The organism is Kitasatospora sp. CM 4170 (assembly GCF_032110285.1).
Taxonomy (GTDB): domain Bacteria; phylum Actinomycetota; class Actinomycetes; order Streptomycetales; family Streptomycetaceae; genus Kitasatospora; species Kitasatospora aburaviensis.
The window spans coordinates 4,252,211-4,275,453 of the sequence record NZ_CP134877.1 but is presented as its reverse complement, the minus strand read 5'-3'; the positions used below and the strand labels follow the sequence as shown (position 1 = coordinate 4,275,453).

At 74.3% G+C, this 23,243-nt stretch carries 17 protein-coding genes and 1 tRNA gene; 11 read left to right on the top strand and 7 right to left on the bottom strand.

All coding sequences use genetic code 11. From position 1 onward, the window contains the following. Positions 1–150: 150 nt before the first annotated feature. Positions 151–1,242, bottom strand: a complete 1,092-nt coding sequence (locus tag RMN57_RS18030) for a sn-glycerol-3-phosphate ABC transporter ATP-binding protein UgpC (RefSeq protein WP_313764381.1) — start codon at positions 1,240–1,242, stop codon at positions 151–153. 292 nt (positions 1,243–1,534) lie between these two features. Here RMN57_RS18030 and RMN57_RS18025 point away from each other — a divergent pair. Next, positions 1,535–1,608 (top strand) — tRNA-Thr (locus tag RMN57_RS18025). Between the two features lie 77 nt (positions 1,609–1,685). Here RMN57_RS18025 and RMN57_RS18020 read toward each other — a convergent pair. Further along, entirely contained in the window at positions 1,686–2,492 is an 807-nt protein-coding gene (locus RMN57_RS18020) for a hypothetical protein (protein WP_313764380.1), read from the bottom strand. A gap of 204 nt (positions 2,493–2,696) precedes the next feature. Here RMN57_RS18020 and RMN57_RS18015 point away from each other — a divergent pair, with 204 nt between their 5' ends. The 3 genes from RMN57_RS18015 (at position 2,697) to RMN57_RS18005 (ending at position 5,191) form a co-directional block, all read left to right on the top strand. Continuing rightward, entirely contained in the window at positions 2,697–3,998 is a 1,302-nt protein-coding gene (locus RMN57_RS18015; RefSeq protein ID WP_313764379.1) for an MFS transporter, read from the top strand. Positions 3,999–4,159: 161 nt separating this feature from the next. Beyond that, a complete protein-coding gene (locus RMN57_RS18010; protein ID WP_313764378.1) occupies positions 4,160–4,393 on the top strand; it encodes a hypothetical protein in 234 nt (77 codons plus the stop codon). 267 nt (positions 4,394–4,660) lie between these two features. Beyond that, positions 4,661–5,191, top strand: coding sequence for a methylated-DNA--[protein]-cysteine S-methyltransferase (locus RMN57_RS18005; protein ID WP_313764377.1), 531 nt, complete (start codon positions 4,661–4,663; stop codon positions 5,189–5,191). Between the two features lie 108 nt (positions 5,192–5,299). Here RMN57_RS18005 and RMN57_RS18000 read toward each other — a convergent pair whose 3' ends face one another. Next, complete coding sequence (locus tag RMN57_RS18000) at positions 5,300–6,364, bottom strand: ATP-grasp domain-containing protein (RefSeq protein ID WP_313764376.1); 1,065 nt, start codon at positions 6,362–6,364, stop codon at positions 5,300–5,302. 397 nt (positions 6,365–6,761) lie between these two features. On the opposite strand from RMN57_RS18000, the gene RMN57_RS17995 reads away from it, so the two are divergent. Together RMN57_RS17995 and RMN57_RS17990 are read left to right on the top strand one after the other, a co-directional pair. Then, complete coding sequence (locus RMN57_RS17995; RefSeq protein WP_313764375.1) at positions 6,762–8,183, top strand: family 2B encapsulin nanocompartment shell protein; 1,422 nt, start codon at positions 6,762–6,764, stop codon at positions 8,181–8,183. A gap of 87 nt (positions 8,184–8,270) precedes the next feature. Then, positions 8,271–9,320: a family 2 encapsulin nanocompartment cargo protein polyprenyl transferase gene (locus RMN57_RS17990; protein ID WP_313764374.1), complete on the top strand. Its 1,050-nt coding sequence runs from the start codon at positions 8,271–8,273 to the stop codon at positions 9,318–9,320. A 175-nt stretch (positions 9,321–9,495) separates the two neighbouring features. Here the strand turns inward: RMN57_RS17990 and RMN57_RS17985 are convergent, their stop codons facing one another. Continuing rightward, positions 9,496–10,551, bottom strand: coding sequence for an NAD-dependent epimerase/dehydratase family protein (locus RMN57_RS17985; protein WP_313764373.1), 1,056 nt, complete (start codon positions 10,549–10,551; stop codon positions 9,496–9,498). A gap of 328 nt (positions 10,552–10,879) precedes the next feature. Here RMN57_RS17985 and RMN57_RS17980 point away from each other — a divergent pair, with 328 nt between their 5' ends. Further along, on the top strand, positions 10,880–12,223 hold the full coding sequence (locus tag RMN57_RS17980; protein ID WP_313764372.1) for a DUF1254 domain-containing protein: 1,344 nt from the start codon (positions 10,880–10,882) through the stop codon (positions 12,221–12,223). Between the two features lie 84 nt (positions 12,224–12,307). Continuing rightward, the gene (locus RMN57_RS17975; RefSeq protein WP_313764371.1) at positions 12,308–13,642 is read left to right on the top strand and encodes a DUF1254 domain-containing protein; all 1,335 of its coding nucleotides are present in this window, start codon (positions 12,308–12,310) and stop codon (positions 13,640–13,642) included. Positions 13,643–13,813: 171 nt separating this feature from the next. On the opposite strand, the gene RMN57_RS17970 is transcribed toward RMN57_RS17975, so the two are convergent. Continuing rightward, the gene (locus RMN57_RS17970; RefSeq protein WP_313764370.1) at positions 13,814–15,856 is read right to left on the bottom strand and encodes a BACON domain-containing protein; all 2,043 of its coding nucleotides are present in this window, start codon (positions 15,854–15,856) and stop codon (positions 13,814–13,816) included. A 244-nt stretch (positions 15,857–16,100) separates the two neighbouring features. On the opposite strand from RMN57_RS17970, the gene radA reads away from it, so the two are divergent. After that, positions 16,101–17,609, top strand: a complete 1,509-nt coding sequence (gene radA, locus RMN57_RS17965; RefSeq protein ID WP_313764369.1) for a DNA repair protein RadA — start codon at positions 16,101–16,103, stop codon at positions 17,607–17,609. Positions 17,610–17,797: 188 nt separating this feature from the next. Continuing rightward, on the top strand, positions 17,798–18,856 hold the full coding sequence (disA, locus tag RMN57_RS17960; RefSeq protein ID WP_313767872.1) for a DNA integrity scanning diadenylate cyclase DisA: 1,059 nt from the start codon (positions 17,798–17,800) through the stop codon (positions 18,854–18,856). Positions 18,857–19,165: 309 nt separating this feature from the next. On the opposite strand, the gene RMN57_RS17955 is transcribed toward disA, so the two are convergent. After that, complete coding sequence (locus tag RMN57_RS17955) at positions 19,166–20,068, bottom strand: hypothetical protein (RefSeq protein WP_313764368.1); 903 nt, start codon at positions 20,066–20,068, stop codon at positions 19,166–19,168. A 181-nt stretch (positions 20,069–20,249) separates the two neighbouring features. On the opposite strand from RMN57_RS17955, the gene RMN57_RS17950 reads away from it, so the two are divergent. After that, positions 20,250–21,227, top strand: a complete 978-nt coding sequence (locus RMN57_RS17950) for an A/G-specific adenine glycosylase (protein WP_313764367.1) — start codon at positions 20,250–20,252, stop codon at positions 21,225–21,227. Between the two features lie 238 nt (positions 21,228–21,465). On the opposite strand, the gene RMN57_RS17945 is transcribed toward RMN57_RS17950, so the two are convergent. Further along, the gene (locus RMN57_RS17945; protein ID WP_313764366.1) at positions 21,466–23,079 is read right to left on the bottom strand and encodes an MDR family MFS transporter; all 1,614 of its coding nucleotides are present in this window, start codon (positions 23,077–23,079) and stop codon (positions 21,466–21,468) included. Positions 23,080–23,243 lie beyond the last annotated feature (164 nt).

Below are 23,243 nucleotides of genomic sequence, written 5' to 3'. Positions count from 1 at the left end.
GGGCGGATCGCGCTCCGTTACACCATCGAGTGACAGGGTGTCCCGGTTCGTCCCTGCACGGTGTTGACGACGGCGGAGCCCCGCCGGACCGCGTGGTCCGACGGGGCTCCGTCCGGGCGCTGCCGTGGGCGTCCACCGCCCCCGGCGCGCTCAGTTGCTCAGGCGGGCACCGGTCGTGGTGGAGAACACGTGGGTCTCGCCGGCGATCGGCACGACGTGGATCGTCTCGCCGCGGGCCGGGATCTGGCGGCCGTGCACGCGGACGACCAGGTCGCGGTCCTCCCCGCCGATCTTGGTGGTGCCGTAGACGAAGCCGTCCGAGCCGAGCTCCTCGACCACGTTGACGGTCACGGCGACACCCTCGATGCCACCGCCCGCGACGATCTCGAAGTGCTCCGGGCGGATGCCGACCGTCACGGTCTTGTCGCTGCCGGCGCCGGCCAGGTCCTCGCGGGAGATGTTGACGACCGAGCCGCCGAACTTCACGCCGCCGTCCACCAGCGGCACCTCGACCAGGTTCATGGCCGGCGAGCCGATGAAGCCGGCGACGAAGAGGTTGGCGGGCTTGTCGTACATGTTGCGCGGGGTGTCGACCTGCTGCAGCACGCCGCCCTTGAGCACCGCGACCCGGTCGCCCATGGTGAGCGCCTCGGTCTGGTCGTGCGTGACGTAGACGGTGGTGATGCCCAGTCGGCGCTGCAGGCCCGCGATCTGGGTGCGGGTCGAGACGCGGAGCTTGGCGTCGAGGTTCGACAGCGGCTCGTCCATCAGGAAGACCTGCGGCTCGCGGACGATCGCGCGGCCCATCGCGACGCGCTGGCGCTGACCGCCGGAGAGCGCCTTCGGCTTGCGGTCCAGGTACTCGGTGAGGTCGAGGATCTTCGCGGCCTCTTCGACCTTGGTGCGGATCTCGCTCTTGTTGACGCCCGCGATCTTGAGCGCGAAGCCCATGTTCTCCGCGACGGTCATGTGCGGGTAGAGCGCGTAGTTCTGGAACACCATCGCGATGTCCCGGTCCTTCGGCGGCAGGTGGGTGACGTCGCGGTCGCCGATGCGGATGGCGCCGCTGTTGACGTCCTCCAGGCCGGCCAGCATCCGCAGGCTGGTCGACTTGCCGCAGCCCGAGGGGCCGACCAGGACGAGGAACTCGCCGTCCGCGATCTCCAGGTCCAGCGCGTCCACCGACGGCTTGTCGGCACCGGGGTAGACCCGGGTCGCCTTGTCGTACGTCACAGAAGCCATGACTGAGCTCTCCTTCACCGGCAGGAACGTGCCGGACGATCCGAGTAAAGGGTGGATGTCGTGCCGCCGGCCCGCCCGGTGGTCTGAACCACCGCACAAGCCGACTCCCGGCGACGCTACCTGCGCCTACGCCGCTTGTCAGCCCCTGGCCCCTTGGATTTCGGCATCGGTTGCATCACGCCCGCCTCATCCCAGCCACCCCGCCCATCCCCCGGATATGCCACCACCGCCCCACCCCCGCCCGGTAGACTGCCCCCGGTGCCGCCGTGACCACGTCGCGGACGGTCACCATGCCTCCTTAGCTCAGCTGGCCAGAGCACCGCTCTTGTAAAGCGGGGGTCGTCGGTTCGAACCCGACAGGGGGCTCGTTGTGAGGGTTTCAGAAGCGCCCCGAGCCGGTGTCCGGTTCGGGGCGCTTTGCTGTGTCGGGGCGGGGGTTCGCCTCAGTGGGGCCGGAGTTGGCGGAGGGTCCAGCCGGTGGCGTCGGGGGTCAGTGGGCGGGTGCGGGTGGTGAGGAGCTCGGCGGCGCGGCGGTAGGAGAGGCGGGCGCGGGCGGTGTGGGGGCAGCGGTCGCGCGCGGGGGTGGTGGCGGGGGCGCGGCGGTCGGTGAGGAAGAGGGGGCCGGCGGTACGGCCGGCGATGAGGAGGGGGAGCAGGCGGGCGGTGCCGGTGCCCCAGTGCAGCGGGGTGGTCGAGGGGTGGCTGCGCCGCTGGGGGAGGTCGAGGTGGTCGACGTCGAGGGCGAGGGCGGCCTCGATGGTGGCGCCGCTCTCGTGCAGGAGGTGCCAGAGGGTCTGTTCGCGCAGCGGGGCGCGGAGGGCGAAGAGGGCTCGCAGCTGTTCGGGGGTGAGCGGGGCGGGGTCCGTGGGGCCGGGGGCCGGGAGGGCCTGCGGGCGCAGGGCGGTGGTGGGGTCGGTGGTGATCCAGCCCTGGGTGAGCCACCAGGCGGCGGCCGCGCGCAGGGTGGAGATCTCGCGGTTGAGGGTGCGCGTACCGGCGGTGGCGGCGCGGTGGGCGGCGGCGGCCTGGAGACGGGCGGGGGCGTCGGGGCGGTCGAGCAGGGCGAGCGGGAGGACCGGCGGGCGGGCTCGGCGCCGTTCCGGGCCGACGGGGGCGGGCCGGTCGGCGAGCGCCCAGGCCCAGGTGTCGAGGGCGATCCGGTAGACGCGGCGGGAGCCGGTGCCGAGGCCGGAGGCGGCCAGGTAGCGCTCGGCGGCGACCGCGTACTCGACGGGGGGCCTGATGGTCATCGGGCTCGCTCTTTCCGCAGTAAATGAGGAATGCCAGGTGGGTTCAGCATAGGTTAGTTGCGCAGTAAATAGCAGGTGGGAGTGGGTTCGTGAGGGCATTTACTGCGGCAGTTGGCCCGGCTGCAGGAATTGATGCGAATAGGCTCAGGTTTTTCGGCCGGAAGCCTTGAAAGCGGCTTCGGCGCGCGGGCAGACTTGCCGCCCATGGCAGTGGATGCGGACCTGGTTCCCGCCCGCCGGACGCGGCTGCGCAGCCGCCTCTCCGTGCTGGGCGAACACGATTTCCGGTGGTTCTTCGCCGGCTACGCGACCTCTCTGTTCGGTTCCTCGATGGCGCCGGTCGCGGTGGCCTTCGCGGTGCTCGACGGTGGTGGGAGCGGCACCGACCTGGGGTGGGTGATGGCGGCCAGGATCCTGCCGATCGTGCTGGTGATGCTGGCCGGTGGGGTGGTCGCCGACCGGCTGGGCAGCCGGCGGGTGATGCTGGCCGCGGACGTGCTGCGCTGCGGGGTGCAGGGGGTGTTCGCGGCTGCGCTGGCCGTCGGGCACGCGCCGGTCTGGGCGATGGTGGGGCTGGTCGCGGTCTGGGGGCTCGGCGAGGGGGTGTTCCTGCCCGCCCTGGGCGCGCTGGTGCCCGGGCTGGTCGCCCGGCAGGAGTCCCTTGCGGACGCCAACGCCCTGCTGGGGCTGGCCCGTTCGGTTGCCACGGTGGCCGGTCCGGCGCTCGCGGGGGTGCTGGTGGCGTGGTCCGGTCCGGCCTCGGTCCTGCTGGTCGACGCGGTCACGTACGGGGTCGGGGTGCTGGCGCTGGCCCGGCTGGTGGTGGCCGGGCTCGCGGTGGCCGCGCCGGCGGAACCGGATGCGTCGGACTCGATGCTGGCGGATCTACGCGAGGGGTGGTCGGAGTTCCGGTCGCGGCCGTGGCTCTGGGTCACCACGGTGCAGATGGCCTTCTTCAACCTGCTGGTCTGGGCGCCGTTCCTGGTGCTCGGGCCGCTGACCGCGCAGCGCGGGCTCGGCGGGGCGCGCGCCTGGGGCCTGGTGATGGGCCTGTACGGGGCGGGCGCGGTGCTGGGCGGCCTGGTGATGCTGGGCCGCCGGCCGGCGCGGCCGCTCGCGGTCGCCACGGTGGCGACGCTCGGCTGGGCGCTGCCGTCGGCGGCGCTCGCGACGGGTGCGCCACTGCTCTGGACGGCCGCGGCGGCGCTGGTGGCCGGGGCCGGGTCGGCGGTCTGCGGGGCGTTGTACGAAACCACGATGCAACGCTGGGTGCCCGGTGACGTCCTGGCCCGGGTCACCGCCTTCGGTGGGCTGGGTGCCTTCGTCCTCGGCCCGCTCGGGCTGGCGGCGGCCGGTCCGCTGGCCGACCGGGTCGGGGCCGGCGCGGTGCTGGGCTTCGGGGCCGTCTGGCAACTCGCCGCCGGAGTGCTGGTGTTGGCGGTGCGCGAGGTGCGCTGTGCGGGCTGGGACTCACCCGGACGGGCGAGCGGTGGTGGCGCGGGCTGAGCCGGGGAGCGCGGGGGATCGGGGGCGGGGCAGCCGGGCGGGGCGGTCCGGCGGCCCCGCCCGGACCGGCCCCGGGTACGGCTCCGGCGGACCGGGAGAGCACCACGGGCGGGCCGGTCGTACGGTGGAGGGAGTGCGGGGGTGAACGGAGGAGGTTGGCCATGCCTGGTTCTCTCACCATCAGCCACCACGAGGCGTCCGTCGCCATGGAGCACATCGACGCCAAGCGGCTCGCCACGATGCTGGAGGAGCTCGCCTATCTGCTGGAGATCCCCGGCCCGAACCGGATCAACGACGCGCAGCTCGCGGCCCTCTGCGAAGGCCGGGCGCCCGACCGGGCCGAGCTGGTGCACTGGTCGCGGGAGCTCGCCACGGAGCTGAAGGGGCGGCTCTAGGACAGGAACGCGGGGCCGGTCCTCGGGCGAGGTCCGGTTCCGGACGAGCCGGTGCCGGACGGCCGTGAGTCGTACGATGGCGCGCGGGGCGGGTGGTCCTCGCGCGCCTTCCGGGTGCCGGCACGGCCGGCGGCCGTGCCGACGGAGGAGGGCGGGGGCTCGCGGATGTCGCAGTCGGAATCGATGGCGCGGGCCGGAGCGGCCAGAGCGGGCACGTCGTCCGGGGTGTCCGGAGCGCGGCCGGGTGGCGCGCCCCGACCGGGCGGGATGTCCTGGCTGACCGTGGAGACACCGCTGCCGAGCGGACCGATGCACATCGCGGTGACGCCGCTGGGCGTGGTGGCCGGGGGCTACCTGGGGGACGAGGCCGGTGAGCTGCCGCGCTGCACGGACGAGGCGAAGATCGCCGCGGTGAACGGACGGATCGGCACCTACCTGGCCGGGCGGAGCCGGGAGCTGGGACTCCCGATCGACTGGAGCCTGAGCACCGGCCCGCACCGGGCGGTGCTGCAGACCCTGCTCCGCGAGGTGCCGTACGGGCGGACCATCACCTACGGCGAACTGGCCGCCCGCAGCGGGGTGTTCGAGGACGTGGCGGAGCCCGGGCTGGCCGCCCGGACGGTCGGGCAGATGATGGCCGCCAATCCCGTTCCGCTGCTGGTGCCGTGCCACCGGGTGGTGGCGGCGGACGGGATCGGCGGCTTCGGCGGCGGTCGGGTCGGTATCGACGTGAAGCGCTGGCTGCTCACCCTGGAGGGGGTGCTGGAGCCGACGCTGGACTGGAACGGCCCGCTGTAGCAAGGGCGTTGGGTCAGCGGCGGCCGTTCCGGCGTCTTCGGCGACCGGCTGACCGGCTGACCGGCCGGCTGACCGGAGTCCGTAGCCGGCCCCGACAGCCGCCGCCGCTCAGTGCACGAGCTCGACCGGGCCGAGGCCCAGACCGAACGGGACCTCGCGCGGCAGCACCGGCTGGATGCCGGCGACCAGCGTGTACTCGGTCGCGGCCAGCTCTTCGGGCCAGTCGGTGTCCGGCCGCTCGCCGAGTGCCAACTGCACGGCGTTCCAGGGCAGATTGAGCCCGCACAGGCGCAGCTGGTGCAGGCCGCCGGAGGGCCGGGTGTTCACGTCGATGACGATCGGCTCCCCGGCGAGGTGGCGGAACTGCACGTTGGAGAGGAAGGCCATCCCGGTGGACTCGACCACCCGGCGGGCCGGTTCCAGGTACCGCGGTGCGGTGGTGAAGCTGCGGCGGCGCCGGTGCTTGCTGCGGCCGACGGCGGCGAGCAGGGTGCCGTCGCGGTCGGCGAGGCAGTCCACCGAGACCTCGGGGCCGTCCAGGAAGGGCATTACCAGCAGGTCGGCGGGTTCGTCGGCGGCGTCCAGCGCTGCGGCCACCTGCTCGACCTGGACCCGGCTGTCCCAGCCGGCGAGCCGGTGCAGGCCGAACGGCTCGCGGGTGAGCACCCGGAAGCCCTCGCCGCCGGCGCCGGAGACCGGCTTGAGGCAGGCGGTGAGGCCGGCGGCCTCGATCCGGTCGACGGCGGTGAGCAGGTCGGAGGCGCTGCGCACCTGCCACCAGGGCGGGGTGGGCAGGCCGGCGGCGGCCAGTGCCGCGTAGCCGTCCGCCTTGCTGTCGAAGGCCGCGATCGCGGTGGCGGGCGGGCAGGCGAGGGCGGTGCCGATCGCCTCGAACTCCTGGTGGTGCAGGGATATCGCGAGCTGGTTGAGGCGGGGCAGGAAGACGTCGATGGAGTGGCGGGCGCAGTAGTCGAGCGCGTAGGCGACGTAGGCGTCCGGGGTCAGGTCGCCCGGTTCCAGGGCGGCGTGGTCGGCGGCGGCCAGGACGGGGGAGTCGGCGTCGACGTGGGTGGCGTGGACCAGGACGGGGCGCGGGGCGGCGCGCAGCTGTTCGATGAAGAAGACGTTCTCGGCGTAGGTGCGGTTGAGCCAGACACGTACGGGGGCGCTCATGAAGGCCTACCAGGACAGGGGTGAACGAGGGAAGGGCCCATCCGGTGCGACCACACGCGTCAACTGGCCCCGTGGCCCTTTGAGCTGGCACCTTAGCGGCCCCTGGCGCGGTCGCGCACCGGGGGTGCCCGTGGGGCCGAGGGGGTTCCGGGGCGGCCCGGCGGGACCGTGGCGGGCCGGTCGTGCGGCGGTCCGTCCGACCGGGCGTTCGACGACCGCGCGGCGGGTGGGTTCCGGGTATTCGAATGCTTATCGAATCAATATCGATCAGGTGATCCAGTCGTCCTATTTGTTCGGTTATTCCGACCACTCGAAAGAGTGATTGCGGAGGGCCTCTGAATGGCCTCACCATGATGGTTGCAAGGCGACACTTCACCGGGTATGCGAAGGGCTCCCTATGTCGACCGAAACCACCGTCGGTATTCCTGCACCCGGCGGTCAGCCGCAGGTCCAGCAGCAGAGTCTGAGCACGGCGGGCGCGCGGAATCTCGCGACGACCACCAAGTCCGCGCCGCAGATGCAGGGCATCAGCCCGCGCTGGCTGCTCCGGATGCTGCCGTGGGTCGAGGTGTCCGGCGGCACCTACCGGGTGAACCGTCGCCTGCGCTACTCGGTCGGCCGTGGTCGGGTGGGCTTCGTCCAGGCCGGGGCCGAGGTGCGGATCGTCCCGCCGAGCCTGCGCGAGGTCCCGGTGCTGCGCGGCTTCCAGGACGACGCCGTGCTGGAGGAGCTGGCCGGCCGCTTCGTCCAGCGCGAGTTCGCCGCCGGTGACGTGCTGGTCGCGGCCGGGGCGCCGATCGACGAGGTCTTCGTCATCGCGCACGGCAAGCTCGACCGGCTGGGGTCCGGCAAGTACGGCGAGGAGGCGGTGGTCGGCGCGCTGGCCGACGGCGACCACCTGGGCGACGAGGCGCTCCGGACGGAGGGCGTCTGGCCGTACACCGTGCGGGCCGCCACCGCGGGCACCGTGCTGGCGCTTCCCTGGCCGTCGTTCCAGGAGCTCGCGGACCGCTCCGAGGCCCTGCAGCTGCAGGTCATGGAGTACCTGGCCGGTTTCGAGCAGGCGCAGAACAAGCACGGCGAGGCGGCGATCGGCCTCTCCGCCGGCCACCACGGCGAGTACGAGCTGCCCGGCGCCTTCGTGGACTACGAGCTGAGGCCGCGCGAGTACGAGCTGAGCGTCGCGCAGACCGTCCTCAAGGTGCACAGCCGGGTCGCCGACCTCTACAACCAGCCGATGAACCAGACCGAGCACCAGCTCCGGCTGACCATCGAGGCGCTGCGCGAGCGCCAGGAGCACGAGCTGATCAACAACCCGGAGTTCGGCCTGCTGCAGAACGCCGAGTACGACCAGCGGATCCAGACCCACTCCGGCCCGCCCACGCCGGACGACATGGACGAGCTGCTGAGCCGCCGGCGCAGCACCAAGATGTTCCTCGCCCACCCGCGGGCCATCGCCGCCTTCGGCCGCGAGTGCAACCGCCGCGGCCTCTACCCGGACACCGTCGAGGTACAGGGCCGGCAGGTCTTCGGCTGGCGCGGGGTGCCCGTCTTCCCGTGCAACAAGATCCCGGTCGTCGACGGTCACAGCAGCTCGATCATCGCGATGCGTACCGGCGAGGACAACCAGGGCGTCATCGGCCTGCACCAGACCGGAATCCCCGACGAATTCGAGCCGAGTCTCTCGGTCCGGTTCATGGGGATCGACGAGAAGGCCATCATTTCCTATCTGGTCAGCGCGTACTACTCCGCAGCCATTCTGGTGCCCGACGCCATCGGTGTCCTCGAAAACGTCAACGTCGCCCAGCGTCGCGACTGACCGGGGCCGGTCGGCCACGGCGCTGCCCGGCCGGGCGGAATCGGCCCGGCCGGGCAGCGCCGGCCACCTCATGAGGGGGAGGAATTCATGGGAATTTTCACATTGGAGCGCGATCACCGCGAGGGGAACGAGGCGGCGGACGTGCTCGCCCGCGCCCGTGGCCTGGTGGACCCGGTGCTGCGCGCCGCCGTCGACTCGCTGCCCGGTTCGATGCGGAAGGTCGCGGGCTACCACTTCGGCTGGTGGGAGGCGGACGGATCGCCCGTGGCCGCCCCCTCCGGAAAGGCCATCAGGCCGGCGATGGTCCTGGCCGCCACCCAGGCGCTCGGTGGCAGCCCGGGCTCGGCCACCGCGGCGGCGGCCGCCGTCGAGCTGGTCCACAACTTCACGCTACTCCACGACGACGTCATCGACCGCGACGAGACCAGGCGCCACCGACCCACCGCCTGGCGGGTGTTCGGCACCACCGAGGCCATCCTGGCCGGTGACGCCATGCACTCGCTGGCCCTGCGCCTGCTCGCGGGGGACGCCCACCCGGCGGCCCAGGGCGCGATCCGCCGGCTGACCGACTGCGTGGTCGAGCTCTGCGAGGGCCAGCAGATCGACTGTGCCTTCGAGCAGCGCAGTGACGTTTCGCTCGCCGAGTGCCTGGCGATGGCGGAGGCCAAGACGGGCGCGCTGCTCGGCGCCGCCTGCGCGATCGGCGGGCGGTACGCGGGCGCCTCCGAGGAGGCCGCCCAGGCGCTGGACGGCTTCGGCCGCGAGATCGGCCTGGCGTTCCAGCTCATCGACGACCTGATCGGGATCTGGGGCGACCCGGCCGTCACCGGCAAACCGGTCGGGGCGGACTTGGTGGCGCGCAAGAAGTCGCTGCCGGTGGTGGCGGCGCTCGGTTCCGGGACGGCCGAAGGGCGTGTTCTGGCCGAGCTGTACGCGCTCGAACGGGTGCTCAGCCCGGAGGAGCTGCGCCGCTGTGCGGCCGCCGTCGAGGGGGCCGGCGGGCGCGGTTGGGCGCAGGGGGAGTCCTGCGAGCGGATGGCGGCGGCGCTCGCCCAGCTGGCCACCGCGGTGCCCGAGCCCTCCGCGGCCGACGACCTGCTCGCCCTCGCGGAGCTGGTCACCCGGCGCAGCCACTGACGGCGGGTCCGGGCCCGGGCAGGAGTCCCGGGCCCGGGTGCGCCGGGCCGGGAGCCGAGAGGCTGGGAGCGCCGGCCCGGGCTCCCCGTCGCGCGCCGCGTCGCACCGCGCCGCCCGCCGCACCCCCGCCGCGCGCACGACCCGGCACGCCGTTCGGACGCCTGCGCCCGCCACGCTACGCCACGGCGGCGAGCAGGCGTTGCTCCTTGGCCGGGACGATCCCCTGCCGGACGTGGGCGCCCTTGCGCCCCTTGAGGCCGTCGCCGTCGGTGTCCTCGGCCGGCCCGCGCTGTTGGAGCCAGGCCCAGGTGTCGCGCGCGGTCTCGGCGAACGGCCGGCACCGCAGACCGGCCGCCCGGGCCCGGGTGGTGTCGGCGAGCCAGACGGCGGCGAAGTCCGGCCCCGCGGGCGCCCAGAGCGGGAGTTCGCTCCACGGCTGGACGCTGTCCGGCCCCTCGGCGAGCAACCGGCCGTCCTCGACCCAGACCAGCTCGGCGGGTGCACCGCCGCCCACCGGTGCGCCGACCACGTCCCGGCACGTGTGCAGGAACTCCCCGAAGGTGATGTTCCCGGGCGGGGCCGTGGTGATGTAGCGCCCGGTGTGCCCGGCGGTCAGCGCATCGAGGCCGAAGGCCGCGAAGTCGCGCACGTCGATGACCTGCATGGTCCGGCTCGGGTCGCCCGGCGCCAGCACCCGACCGCCGCGGGCCATCCGCTCCAGCCACCAGGGCAGGCGGCCCCCGTTCTCGTGCGGACCGATCAGCAGACCGCTGTTGAGGATCAGCGTCCGCTCGGCGCCGAAGTACTCCAGCACCGCACGCTCGCAGCCGGCCTTCAGGGCGCTGTCGAACGGCTGGCCGGGTGGGGTGTCGGCCGGGCACGGGCGCAGCGCGGAGTCCTCGTCGACCACCTGGGCCGGCCAGTCGGCGAAGGCGTGGACGGAGGAGACGAAGGTGTAGTGGTCGGCGTGCTCGCGCAGCAGGCGGGCGGAGGCCGCGGCCTGGGCGGGCTGCTGGGCCGAGGTGTCCACGACGGCGTCCCAGCGCCGTCCCTCGACCAGCCGTGCCAGGTCGTCGGCGCGGTCGCGGTCGCCCCGCACCGGCTCGACACCGGGCAGGTCGTCATGGGAGTGGCCGCGGTTGAACGTGGTGACCTCGTGGCCTCGCGCGAGGGCTTCGGTCGCGAAGGCCCGCCCCAGGAAGGACGAGCCACCGAGCAGGAGGATTCTCATGCCGGCAAGGCTTCCAGCCCGGGCGCGTCCGCACACGCCGATTAGCTGTCGGCAGAGGTGTCGCGCGGGCCCCGGCCTGCCGCTCGACGGACGGCCCGGCCGGGGCGGTACGCCACGGTCGACAGTGCCCCGCGGCGGCTCCGGCCGCGGCCGACAGCGCCCGCACCCGGCCCGTTCGCGCGGTGGAACCGCCGCCCGCGTCCGAGGTGCTGTCCGAGGTGCTGATCGAATCCGGTCCGCATAGCATCCCCGTGTACCTGTATGTCCGAATTGTGAACGATGTCTGCGAGCGAGGCTCGGGCATCCCGCCCCTGGGGAGTGCGTCAGCATGGTCAACCCGGCACTCGTGGACCCGGCCACCATCCGTGCGACCGCCGCCGAGGCCTGGGTCCGCGGCTATCCCGTCCTGCAGAACTACCGCACCCTCTATGCACAGGCTGTGGACGACGCCGACCCGAAGTACGCCGGCGGCTTCGGCGTCTTCCGGCACGAGCAGCGGTCGCCGTCCGCACCGGCCGACGGCGACCTCGTCGCGCCGGACCTCCTCGCCCCGGACGACGACACACCCCGCTCCTGGGCCTGGCTCGACCTGCGGGCCGAGCCGTGGGTGGTCTCCGTCCCCGCCGCGGACCGCTACTACGTCCTCCCGGTGCACGAACTCGACACCGTGTACGCGGGGTTCATCGGTGCCCGGGCCACCGGCCAGGAGGCCGGCGACCACCTGGTGGCCGGTCCCGGCTGGCAGGGGGAGGTCCCGGCGGGCATCACCGGCGTCATCCGCACCGAGAGCGAGCTGGTCGGCATCGTCGGCCGCACCCACCTGGCCGACACCTCGCCGGCGGCGGTCTCGGAGCTGAAGGCGATCCAGCAGCAGTACCGGCTGCGCCCGCTGCACGAGTACGCCGGCACCCCCGCGCCGGAGCCGGCCCCGCACCCGGTCTGGCCGGTCTGGCGCGAGGAGGTGCTGGACACCATCGAGGTCTTCTCCTTCCTCGACTTCCTGCTCGGCTTCCTCCCGGTGCTCCCCGCCGAGGCCGATCTGCGCGGCCGTCTCACCGACCTCGGTGTCGACGGCCGCGGCGAGTTCGAGCCGGCCGCCCTGCCGATCCAGGTCCGCGCCGAGATCGAGCGGGGCATCGCCGACGGCCGCGCCGAACTGGAGCGGGCGGCCGAGCGGACCGCCGACCCGGCCGGCCTGTTCGGCACCCGCGAACGGATCGGCACCGCGTACCTGGAGCAGGCGGTCGGCGCGCTGAAGGGGTTGTACGGGCTGCCAGCGGAGGAGGCCTGGTACGGCGGCTGGACGGTCGACAGCGAGGGCAACGGCCCGCCGAATGCCAGCGACCGCGACTACCTGCTGCGGTTCGAGCCGGACCGATTGCCGCCCGCGCGGTTCTTCTGGTCGCTCACCATGTACGCGCTGCCGGAGCGCCGACTGGTCGACAACACCCTCGACCGGTACGCGATCGGCGGCCTCACCCCCGGGCTGGTCGGTGACCCGGACGGCGGCCTCACCCTCTACCTCCAGCACAAGCGGCCCGCCGACGCCGAGCACTCGGCCAACTGGCTGCCCGCGCCGGACGGGCCGTTCGCACCGGTGCTGCGGCTCTACGGCCCGGACACGCAGGTGCTGGACGGCCGCTGGACGCCACCCCCGCTCACCCCCCGCTGAGCCCGCCGCCCCGCTGAGCCCGCCGCCCGCGCCGGGACGCCGCCCGCCGTCCCACCCCCACCAGGACCCCGAGAAGGACCCCCGATGACCCAGCCCGAGCTGGAGGCCCTGGCCGCCGACGCCTACGTCTACGGCTACCCCCTGGTCTCCGACCTCACCATGGTCGAGCGCTTCACCGGGGGCGGCATGGGCACCCTGCCGGCGGCTCCCTTCAACCGGATGAGCCACGCCACCCGGCTGGCCGAGCCGGGCGATCCCTTCGTCTCGGTCAACAACGACACGGTCTACTCGATCGCCCAGCTCGACCTCTCCGAGGGCCCGCTGGTGCTGCACGTCCCGGACACCGCCGGGGCGTACTACGTGCTGCAGTTCGTCGACGCGTGGACCGACAACTTCGCCTACGTCGGCAGCCGGGCCACCGGCACCGGCGAGCAGAGCTGGCTGATCGTCCCGCCGCACTGGCACGGCACCCCGCCGGATCCCGGCCGCGTCATCGTCTCGCCCACCACGATCGCCAGCATCGTCGGCCGCTTCGCCTGCACCGGCCCGGACGACCTGCCCCGGGTCCAGGCCCTCCAGGAGGCGCTGACGCTGAGCCCGCTGGAGCCCGGCGGACTGGTCGCGGGACTGCCCGCGCCGGACCCGGACGTCCCCGAGCGGCTGGCCTTCTTCGAACGGCTCCGGGTCTGGATGGCGGCCTTCCCGCCCGCCGGACCGGACGTCGAGTACCAGCGGCGGTTCGCCCCGCTGGGGCTGCTCGACCCCGACCCCTCGCCCTACCGGGCCGCCGCGCCCGAGTGGACCGCCGCCCTGCTCAAGGGCGTGGCGGCGGGCCGGGAGCGGGTCGAGGACGCCACCCGGCCGCCCGAGGACCACCCGGCCGGCGAGTGGCGTTCGGGGCTGCACCTCTTCGACTTCAACACCGACTACCTGGGCCCCGGCACGATCGACGACCCCGAGTGGCGCATCCCCGACCGCCGGGCCGCCTACCTCAGCCGGGCGGCCGCGGCCCGCGCCGGGCTCTGGGGCAACCACGCGTACGAGGCCGTGTTCGCGATGACCTACGACGACGCCGACGGCCGCCCGCTGAGCGGCGCCCACGCGTACACGCTGCGCTTCGACGAGCCCCCGCCGGCCGAGGCGTTCTGGTCCCTCACCATGTACGGCCTGCCGGACTACTACCTGGTCGCGAACCCGATCGAGCGCTACGCGATCGGGGACCGCACCCCCGGCCTGGTCTACGGCGACGACGGCTCGCTGACCCTCCTGCTCCAGCACGAGCCGCCCGCCGACCCGGCCGCGGCGGCGAACTGGCTGCCCACCCCGGAGGGCGGCTTCCGCCCGATCATCCGGCTCTACCAGCCCACGCAGGCCGTGCTGGACGGCACCTACCGCGTGCCGCCGATCCGCCGCATCTGACCCCGGTTTCTCTCGCTCTCCGGCCCTCGCGCCTCGCTCCGACACCGACCCTGCCCCCGGCCGACCACGGGCCCACCGCAGGGCACCGGTGCCCTGCGGTGCGGCCCCGACGCGCCCCGCGCCCCGGACGACGCCAACGGACCGAGCCCCGGACCGCGCCCCGGCCCACCCTCAGCGCGACCGCGCCGGTGCGCCGGAAGCGCCGGCCGGGGCCGACGCCGGCGCCGACCTCGACGGGGACGCCGATCTGCCCGGGGCGGAAGGCCCCCCGGACGATCCCGGCGGGGCCGAGGAGGCGCTCGGACTAGGCGCCGACGACGACGGCGCGGCCGTGGGCGAGGCCGGCCCGCCCGTCGGCGCGGGCGAGCCGGTGGAGCCGGGCGAGGGCGAGCCGGACGGCCCCGCCGTCGGCCCGCCCCCGCTGGGCCCGCCGCCGGTCGGGGTGGACGACGGTGTCCCGCCCGGCGACGGCCGGCCCGACTCCGTCGGGCCCGCGGTCGGCTCGACCGGGGTCGGACCGCCGCGGCGGTGCGGGCCGCCCTCCAGGGTGACCACCGCCTGCGAGGGCGGCAGCGCGATCAGGGCGGTCCACGGCGTGGTCGGCGCGAGGTCGTCGTCGACGCTGACGATGACGGTGATCCGCTGGCCCGGTGCGAGTGTGCCGGCGTCCCGACTGAGGCGGAGCCAGGCGGCGTCCACCACCGCGTGCCAGCGGATCTCCGTGGTGCCCGAGTTGGTGAGCGTGAGCACGGTCCGGTTGCCGTACTCACCGGCCTCGACCGTCAGCAGCCCGGCCGGTGCCGGGGCGTCCGGGCCCCGCCCGGTGCCGGTGCCCACCCCCGGGCCCGCGCCGGGCGCGGGGGCCGGCGCCGCGACCAGGGTGGGGCTGCCGAGCGGGGTCGCGCCGTGCGCGGGTACCGGGACGGCCGGCCCCAGCAGCCCCGGCAGCAACGTTTCTGCAGTCGCGGGCCCGGCCCAGGCCAGCTCCAGCCCGGCCACCGCGGGCGCAACGCCCCCCGCGCCCGGGCCGACCGGACCCGCCGGACCGCCCTGCCCCGGACCGCCGTCCGGCCGGGCGCCGCCCGGTCGGTGCCCGGCGGACCGCCCGTCGTCCTCGACCCGGACCGTGGAGACCGCCGCCGCCGTACCCGGACCGCCGCCGCCCCGGTGCCCGGCCCAGAGCGCGACCACCGGCGCGGCCAGGACCGCCGCCAGCACTCCCGTGGTCACCACCCGCCGCCGCACCGCGAGCCCGCGGCCCGCGTCGGGTGCCCGGTGGCGCGGGAACCCGCTCTGGTCGAACCGCAGGCACGGCTCGACCACCGGGACCGGCCCGGCGGAGCGCCGCGCCGGCCGTGCTCCGGCCGCGTGCGGCAGGAAGTGCACGCTGCCGGTGCCTCCGCCGACGGGCCCGCTCCCGGCCGGCGGCGGCGTGGTTGGGCCGGTCGGCGCGGTGAGCACCGGGAGCCCGGAGAGGCCGGCGGTACCCGCCGAGACCTCGTCGGCCACCCGCTCGGCGGTGCCCCGACAGGTCGGGCAGTCGACCACGTGCTGCACCAGCTCGCGGCGCAGGGCGGGGCCGAGCACCCAGTCCCGCCAGCTCTCCGCGCCCGCCCCGCCGAGCCGGTCCAGCTCGGGGCAGCTGCCGACGCCGAGCACCAGCAGCGCCGCCCTGGTCCGGCCGACCTCGGCCTCGGCCGAGGCGAGCAGCGCCCGGACGGCGTCGAACGGGAGGCCCACCACGGCGGCCACCTCGATCGGGGTCAGCCGGTGGCGCACCGACAGCTCCAGCGCCTCGCGCTGCTCGGGGTCGGTGCCGGCTGCCTCGGGCCAGGCGAGCGAGGCCAGTTCGCGCCGCCGCCGGGCCGTCTCCGCCTCGCACACCCCGCCCCGGGCCGCGACCGCCGCAGCCCCGACGGAGGCCACCCCGACCGGGCCCGTTCCGCCGACGGCCGCACCGGGGCCTGCTCCGGTGCCCTCCTCCAGGCGGCGGAGGCAGCAGTAGCGCGCGAGCGAGTACAGCCAGGCCCGCACCAGTCCGGGCTCGGCGAGCCGCGCCCCGTGCCGCACCGCCAGCTCACGGACCTCGCGCAGGGCGGCGGTGGCCGCGTCGTGCTCGCACAGCACCGAGAGGCAGTAGGTGAACAGCCCGTCCACCTGCCGGTCGTACGCCGCGAGCACGGGGCCGCGCGGCGCTTCAGCACTCGTTGTCACCCGTCCGACGGTAGAGAGCGGGGGAGCGGGATCCGGGCAGTTCCCTGCTGTTGTACTTCTTTCGGGTAACAACATCGCCCGTTCGTGGACCGGCGGACCTCCGCAGCCGGACCCGGACCCGGGCCCGCACCCGCGCCACCCGACGGCCCCACCCCCGCCCCTCCACGGCCCCACCACGGCCCCACCACGGCACCCGGGCCACCGCCGGACCCGCGTTGTCGTACCCAGGCGCTACGGTGACCGCATGGCTGCCCGTTCCAAGACCACCGCCAAGCCGCGCCCGGCGTACCGCTGCACCGAGTGCGGCAACCAGCTGCCCAAATGGGTCGGCCGCTGCCCCGAGTGCAACGCCTGGGGCACGGTCGAGGAGTACGGCGCGGTGCCGATCCGGACGACGGCCGCCGGGCCGGTCAGCGCGCCCGCCCGCCCGATCGCCCAGGTCGACGGCCAGGTGGCCACCGCCCGCTCCACCGGCGTGCCCGAGCTGGACCGGGTGCTCGGCGGCGGCCTGGTCCCCGGCGCCGTGGTGCTGCTGGCCGGCGAGCCGGGCGTCGGCAAGTCCACCCTGCTGCTGGACGTCGCGGCCAAGGCGGCCAGCGCGCAGCACCGCACGCTCTACGTGACCGGCGAGGAGTCGGCCGGGCAGGTCCGGCTGCGCGCGGACCGGATCAACGCGCTCTCCGAGCACCTCTACCTCGCCGCCGAGTCCGATCTCGGGGCCGTCCTCGGCCACATCGAGGCGGTCAACCCGGGCCTGCTGATCCTGGACTCGGTGCAGACCATCGCCTCCGCCGAGCTGGACGGCGCGCCTGGCGGACCGGCCCAGGTCCGCGAGGTGGCGAACGCGCTGATCCGGGCGTCCAAGGAGCGCGGCATGGCCACCCTGCTGGTCGGCCACGTCACCAAGGACGGCCAGATCGCCGGCCCGCGCCTGCTGGAGCACCTGGTGGACGTGGTGCTGAGCTTCGAGGGGGACCGGCACGCCCGGCTGCGGCTCATCCGCGGGGTCAAGAACCGGTACGGCGCCACCGACGAGGTGGGCTGCTTCGAGCTGCACGACGAGGGCATCGCCGGCCTGGCGGACCCGTCCGGCCTCTTCCTGACCAGGCGTGACAAGCCCGTCCCGGGCACCTGCCTGACCGTCACCCTGGAGGGCAAGCGCCCGCTGGTCGCCGAGGTGCAGGCGCTGATGGTGGACTCGCAGATCCCGTCCCCGCGCCGGACCACCTCCGGCCTGGAGTCGCCCCGGATCGCGATGATCCTGGCCGTGGTCGAGCGGCACGGCGGGGTCAAGCTCGGTAAGCAGGACATCTACACCGCGACGGTCGGCGGGGTGAAGCTGAGCGAGCCCTCGGCCGACCTCGCGGTCGCCCTGGCCGTGGCCAGCTCCTCCTCCGACACCCCGCTGCCGAGCAACCTGGTGGCGATCGGTGAGGTCGGCCTGGCGGGCGAGGTCCGGCGGGTGACGGGTGTGCAGCGGCGGCTGGCCGAGGCGCACCGGTTGGGCTTCACCCACGCGCTGGTCCCGCCGGACCCGGGCAAGGTGCCGGCCGGGATGAAGGTGGTCGAGGTGGCGGACATCGGCGAGGCGCTGCGGGCCATCCCGGGCCGCCGTCGGGCCGCGAAGCCGCGGAGTGAGGCCGCGTCGGCGCCGCCCACCCCGCGCCGGGCCGCCGCCCCGGCCCCTGTCGCCGCCTACCCGGAGGAGCTGATGGAGGGGTGGGAGCCGCTCGACTCCGACGAACTGCGCTGACCCAAGCCCTGTCGATGCCGGTCGCAGTTAGACTTTCCCCTGTCTCATTGGTGATAAGGCAGTACTAAGCGACAGAGCAACAGACCGTAGGCCGGCGCACCGCGCGAGGCGCGCGGTACGGGGTCGACCGGAGGAGTCACGTGGCAGCCAGCGACCGGGCGGACAAGTCCTCCCGCGAGGAGGCCCTGCTGCGGGCCTCCCTCACCGCCATCGCCCCCGGCACGGGGCTGCGTGACGGCCTGGAACGGGTGCTGCGGGCCAACACCGGCGGTCTGATCGTGCTCGGGTTCGACAAGACGGTCGAGTCGATCTGCACCGGCGGCTTCGTCCTGGACGTGGAGTTCACCGCGACCAGGCTGCGCGAGCTGTGCAAGCTCGACGGCGCCGTCGTGCTGGACAAGGACATCACCAAGATCGTCCGGGCCGGGGTCCACCTGATGCCGGACTCGACCATCCCCACCGACGAGACCGGCACCCGCCACCGCACCGCGGAGCGGGTCAACCGGCAGACCGGCTTCCCGGTGGTCGCGGTCTCGCACTCGATGCGGCTGATCGCGATGTACGTCAACGGCACCCGTCGGGTGCTGGAGGACTCCACCACCGTCCTCTCCCGGGCCAACCAGGCGCTGGCCACCCTGGAGCGGTACAAGCTCCGTCTGGACGAGGTGGCCGGCACGCTCTCCGCCCTGGAGATCGAGGACCTGGTGACGGTCCGGGACGTCACCGCGGTGGCCCAGCGGCTGGAGATGGTCCGGCTGATCGCCACCGAGATCGCCGGCTACGTGCTGGAGCTCGGCATCGACGGCCGACTGCTCTCGCTGCAGCTGGACGAGCTGATCGCGGGTGTGGAGCCGGAGCGCGAGCTGGTCGCCCGGGACTACTTCCCGGAGCGGGCCGCGAAGAAGGGCCGGACGGTCAACGAGGTGCTGGCCGACCTGGAGGCGCTGACCCACGCCGAGCTGCTGGACCTGCAGACCGTCGCCAAGGCGCTCGGCTACTCGGGCACGCCGGAGTCGCTGGACTCGGCGGTCTCGCCGCGCGGCTACCGGCTGCTGGCCAAGATCCCGCGGCTGCCCAACACGGTGATAGAGCGGCTGGTCGAGCACTTCGGCGGGCTGCAGAAGCTGCTGGCGGCCAGCATCGACGATCTGCAGACGGTCGAGGGCGTCGGCGAGACCAGGGCCCGCTCGGTCCGCGAGGGCCTCTCCCGCCTTGCCGAATCGTCCATCCTGGAGCGCTACGTCTGACGCCGGCGCCGCGAGCAGCCGGCGCCGCGAGCAGCCGGCGCCGCGAGCGCCCGACGCCGCCGAGCACCTGCCGGGCGCCGGCGAACACCTGCCCGAACGGCCCCGGGGATCCACCGATCCCCGGGGCCGTTCGCGTTCCCGGGCCCACCGCGTCGCCGCGTCCGAGGCCCCGTACCCCCGCCAGCCCCGCCGCCCGTCACCCGGGTCACCCGCGTCGCCGCGCCCTCGGAGAACGCCGACGCCCCGGCGCGGGAACCGGCCGGGGCGAACGGGACGACGATCTGCGGTACCGCGGGAGTTGAGGAGTGGTCAGTTCTCCAGGCGGATCGAGGAGCGCGCCGAGGCCTGGCCCCCGGAGAGGCCGGTGAGCTCGGCGACCACCAGGTAGTTCCCGGCGGGCGCGGGGGCCGGGTCGGCCGTGGCGCACTGCGGCTTGCTGCGGACGCGGTCCCAGGTGAAGGTCTCGGTCAGGCTGCCGTTCGCCGGGATCTGCACCCAGCTGCTGCCCCGGTCCTGCGGGCAGTCGCCGGAGGACCAGATGCGGTCGCCGTTGCTCGCCGTCACGGTGATGGCGGAGGCCGTGCGGCCGAGGTCCACCCGGCAGTTGGCGCCGGAGGCGTTGTGCACGGTCAGCGCCAGCTTCGGCTTGTCCTTGGGCTGGTAGGCGTTCTGGGCGCCGGCCAGCTCCAGCGTGACCTGGGACGAGACGCAGACCGGCAGCGCCATCACCTCGGAGGTGTTCACCGGGGGCGTCCCGCCGGTGCCGCCGGCACCGCCGCCCGTGCCACCGGTCGCCCCGCCGGCACCGCTCGTACCGCCGGCCGCCGCACCGCCCCCGGTCGCCCCGCCGCCGGTGGGGGCCGGGTTGGCGCCGCCGCCGGAGGTGCCGCCGGTGCTGAGGCTGACGTCGCCGCCACCGGAGCCGGAGACCGCCCCGCCGCCCGTGCTGCCGCCGCCGCTCCCGCCGCTGCCGGGACGCGAGTTGTTCGCGGGGCCGCTGGGCGAGGCACCGGGCGTGATCGCCTGGACGGGGGTCTGGGACGGCGCGGCCTGCGCGGCCTTGCCCGCCGATCCGCCGTCACCGCCGCCCTGATCGGACATCAGCCAGTAGACCAGGGCGATGACCGCGGCGACGGCGACGGCGACGACGAGGCGTCGGCGCCAGTAGATCGAGGCCGGCAGCGGTCCGACGGGTTGACGGAGAGAGGGCACGCCCAAACTCTACGAGACAGTGTGTGCCCCTTGACGCACCAACACCGCACAGTCGCCCCTTCCTTCACATGATCCGCCATTTGCGCCGTTCGGGCGAGGCTGATCGGGGGTTTTCGGGTGCGATGCGGACCTCGCCACTCCGCTTCGGTCGGCAGGGTCGGCATGGGAGGATCGAAGGGCCATGGCTGCCACCACCGTCACCCCCGCCGTCCCCCGCCCCGCTGCCCGCCCGGCCACCGCCGCCGGCCCGGCCGGGGCGGACACCCCCGCCGTCCCGCTCGCGCTGCCGCTGCCGGTGCTGCACTCGACCGTCCTGGGCTGGTACGAGGCCAACGCCCGCGACCTGCCCTGGCGGACCCCCGAGGCCACGCCCTGGGCGGTGATGGTGAGCGAGTTCATGCTCCAGCAGACCCCGGTGAAGCGGGTGCTGCCCGTGTGGGCGGCGTGGCTGGAGCGCTGGCCGACCCCGGCCGACCTGGCCGCCGAGGCGCCCGGCGAGGCGGTCCGGATGTGGGGGCGGCTGGGCTACCCGCGGCGCGCCCTGCGGCTGCACGCGGCCGCGGTGGCGATCACCGGGGAGCACGGCGGAGAGGTCCCGGACGACCACGCGACGCTGCTCTCGCTGCCCGGGGTGGGCGAGTACACGGCGGCCGCCGTGGCGTCCTTCGCCTTCCGCCAGCGGCACGTGGTGCTGGACACCAACGTCCGCCGGGTCTTCGCCCGGGCGGTGACCGGGGTGGAGTACCCGGCGCAGGCCACCACGGCGGCCGAGCGCCGCACGGCGACCGCGCTGCTGCCCGCGGACACCGGGACGGCCGCGACGTGGGCGGTCGCGGTGATGGAGCTGGGCGCACTGGTCTGTACGGCCCGCGGCCCGGAGTGCGGCGACTGCCCGCTGTTCACCGCCTGCGCCTGGCAGCGGGCCGGCTGCCCGCCCTACGAGGGCCCGGCGCGGCGAGGCCAGTCGTACGAGGGCACCGACCGGCAGGTGCGCGGGAAGCTGCTCGCGGTGCTGCGGGCCGAGCACGGCACGGTCGAGCAGGCCCGGCTGGACGCCGTCTGGCCGGACCCGGTGCAGCGGGCGCGGGCACTGGACGGCCTGGTCGCCGACGGCCTGGTCGAGCCGGTGGAGCAGGGCGTCTACCGGCTCCCGCAGTAGCCCCGAGCCGCCGGCGGGGCCACCCTGGACCGCGCACCCCACCCCACCGCACGCCGCACCGTACGGCCGCATTGCCGGCCCCGAGAGCGGAGGCCCCGCACCGGCGGCCCCGTGACCGCGGGCCCCGAGAGCGCGGGCCCCGAGAGCGCCGGCCCCGAGAGCGCGGGCCCCGAGAGCGCCGGCCCCGGAAACGCGGATCCCCCCTCCCGAGGCGGAAGGGGGGATCTCCGGGCCGGCGTCAGATCGCGACGGCCTCGGCGTTGGGCTCGGCGGCCTTGCCGCCGTCGCCGTCCTTCGACGGGGCGCCGGCGCCCCGCAGCGGGACCTCGCGCATGAAGACCGATGCGGCGACCGCGATCACCGCGACCGCGGCACCCCAGAGGAAGACGGTGTGAATGCCGTTGGACACCGCGTGGTGGTAGGCGTCCTGGACCGGGGCGGGCATCGCCTTGAGTGTTTCCAGGCTCACCTGGTTCGGGTCGGCCTTGCCGCCGCTCGCGGCCGCATCGCCGAGCCGCTCCTTCATGGTCTCGGTGACCCGGCTGTTGAACAGCGCGCCGAACAGCGCGACGCCGAAGGAACCGCCGATGGTGCGGAACAGGGTGGCGGTGGAGCTGGCCACGCCCATGTCCTTGAGCTCGACGCTGTTCTGCGCGACCAGCATGGTGATCTGCATCAGGAAGCCCATGCCCGCACCGAGCACGACCATCCAGCAGGCGGAGGTGAAGCTGCTGGTCTCGGTGCCCATGGTGGAGAGCAGGAGCATGCCGCCGGTCATCACGATCGTGCCGATGATCGGGTAGATCCGGTACTTGCCGGTCTTGGTCACCGCCTGGCCGACCACCAGCGAGATGACCAGCATGCCGAACATCATCGGCATCAGCAGCAGGCCGGAGCTGGTGGCCGAGGCGCCCTGGACGGTCTGCTGGTAGAGCGGCAGGAAGACGGTCGCACCGAACATCACGAAGCCGACGATGAAGCCGATCAGCGAGACCAGGGTGAAGTTCAGGTTCTTGAACAGGTCGAGCGGGAGCATCGGCTCCTGGACCCGCTGCTCGACGTAGCAGAAGGCGATCAGGGTGGCGGCGGCCAGCGCGGCCAGGCCCAGGATCTGCTTGGAGCCCCAGGCGTAGTCCTGCCCGCCCCAGGTGGTGATCAGGGTGAGCGCGGTGATGCCGGTGGTGAGCAGGAGCGCGCCGACGTAGTCGATCCGGGCCTTGTTGTGGACCTTCGGCAGCTTCAGGGTGACGACGACGACGGCGAGCGCGACCACGCCGAGCGGCAGGTTGATGTAGAAGGTCCAGCGCCAGCTCAGGTGGTCGGTGAGGAAGCCGCCGATCAGCGGGCCTCCGACGGTGGCGAGCGCCATCACCGCGGCGAACATGCCCTGGTACTTGCCGCGGTCGCGCGGCGGGACCAGCGCACCCATGATCGACATCACGCCGACCATCAGACCGCCGGCGCCCAGGCCCTGCAGCGCCCGGAAGCCGATCAGCTCGTTCATGTTCTGCGAGAGGCCGGAGAGGGCCGAGCCCGCCAGGAAGATCACGATCGAGGTGAGGAAGGTGCCCTTGCGCCCGTACAGGTCGCCGAGCTTGCCCCAGATCGGGGTGGAGGCGGCGGTGGCGAGGATGTAGGCGGTGACCACCCAGGAGAGGTGCTCGGCGCCGCCGAGGTCGCGGACGATCGTCGGCATCGCGGTGCCGACGATCAGGTTGTCGAGCATGGCCAGCAGCATGGTGACGACCAGGCCGATCATGACCAGGCGGATCTCGCGGGGGGAGCGTACGGGCTCCTCCTCCTCGGCTGCCTTCTTCTCCGGTGCCGGGTCGGCGGACTTCGGTTGTGACATGGGGTGGTGTCTCCCGGACTGGATCGGACGGTCGGGCTGGCCGCTTGCTCGGCCTACTTACTTGTCGCCCGGCTAGTTTTGTGGACCGTCGGCACGGTAGGTTGTCCACTAGCCGGTCGTCAAGCCAGTTTCTCCGACGGCCCCCCGGGCAGGGAGAATGTGGC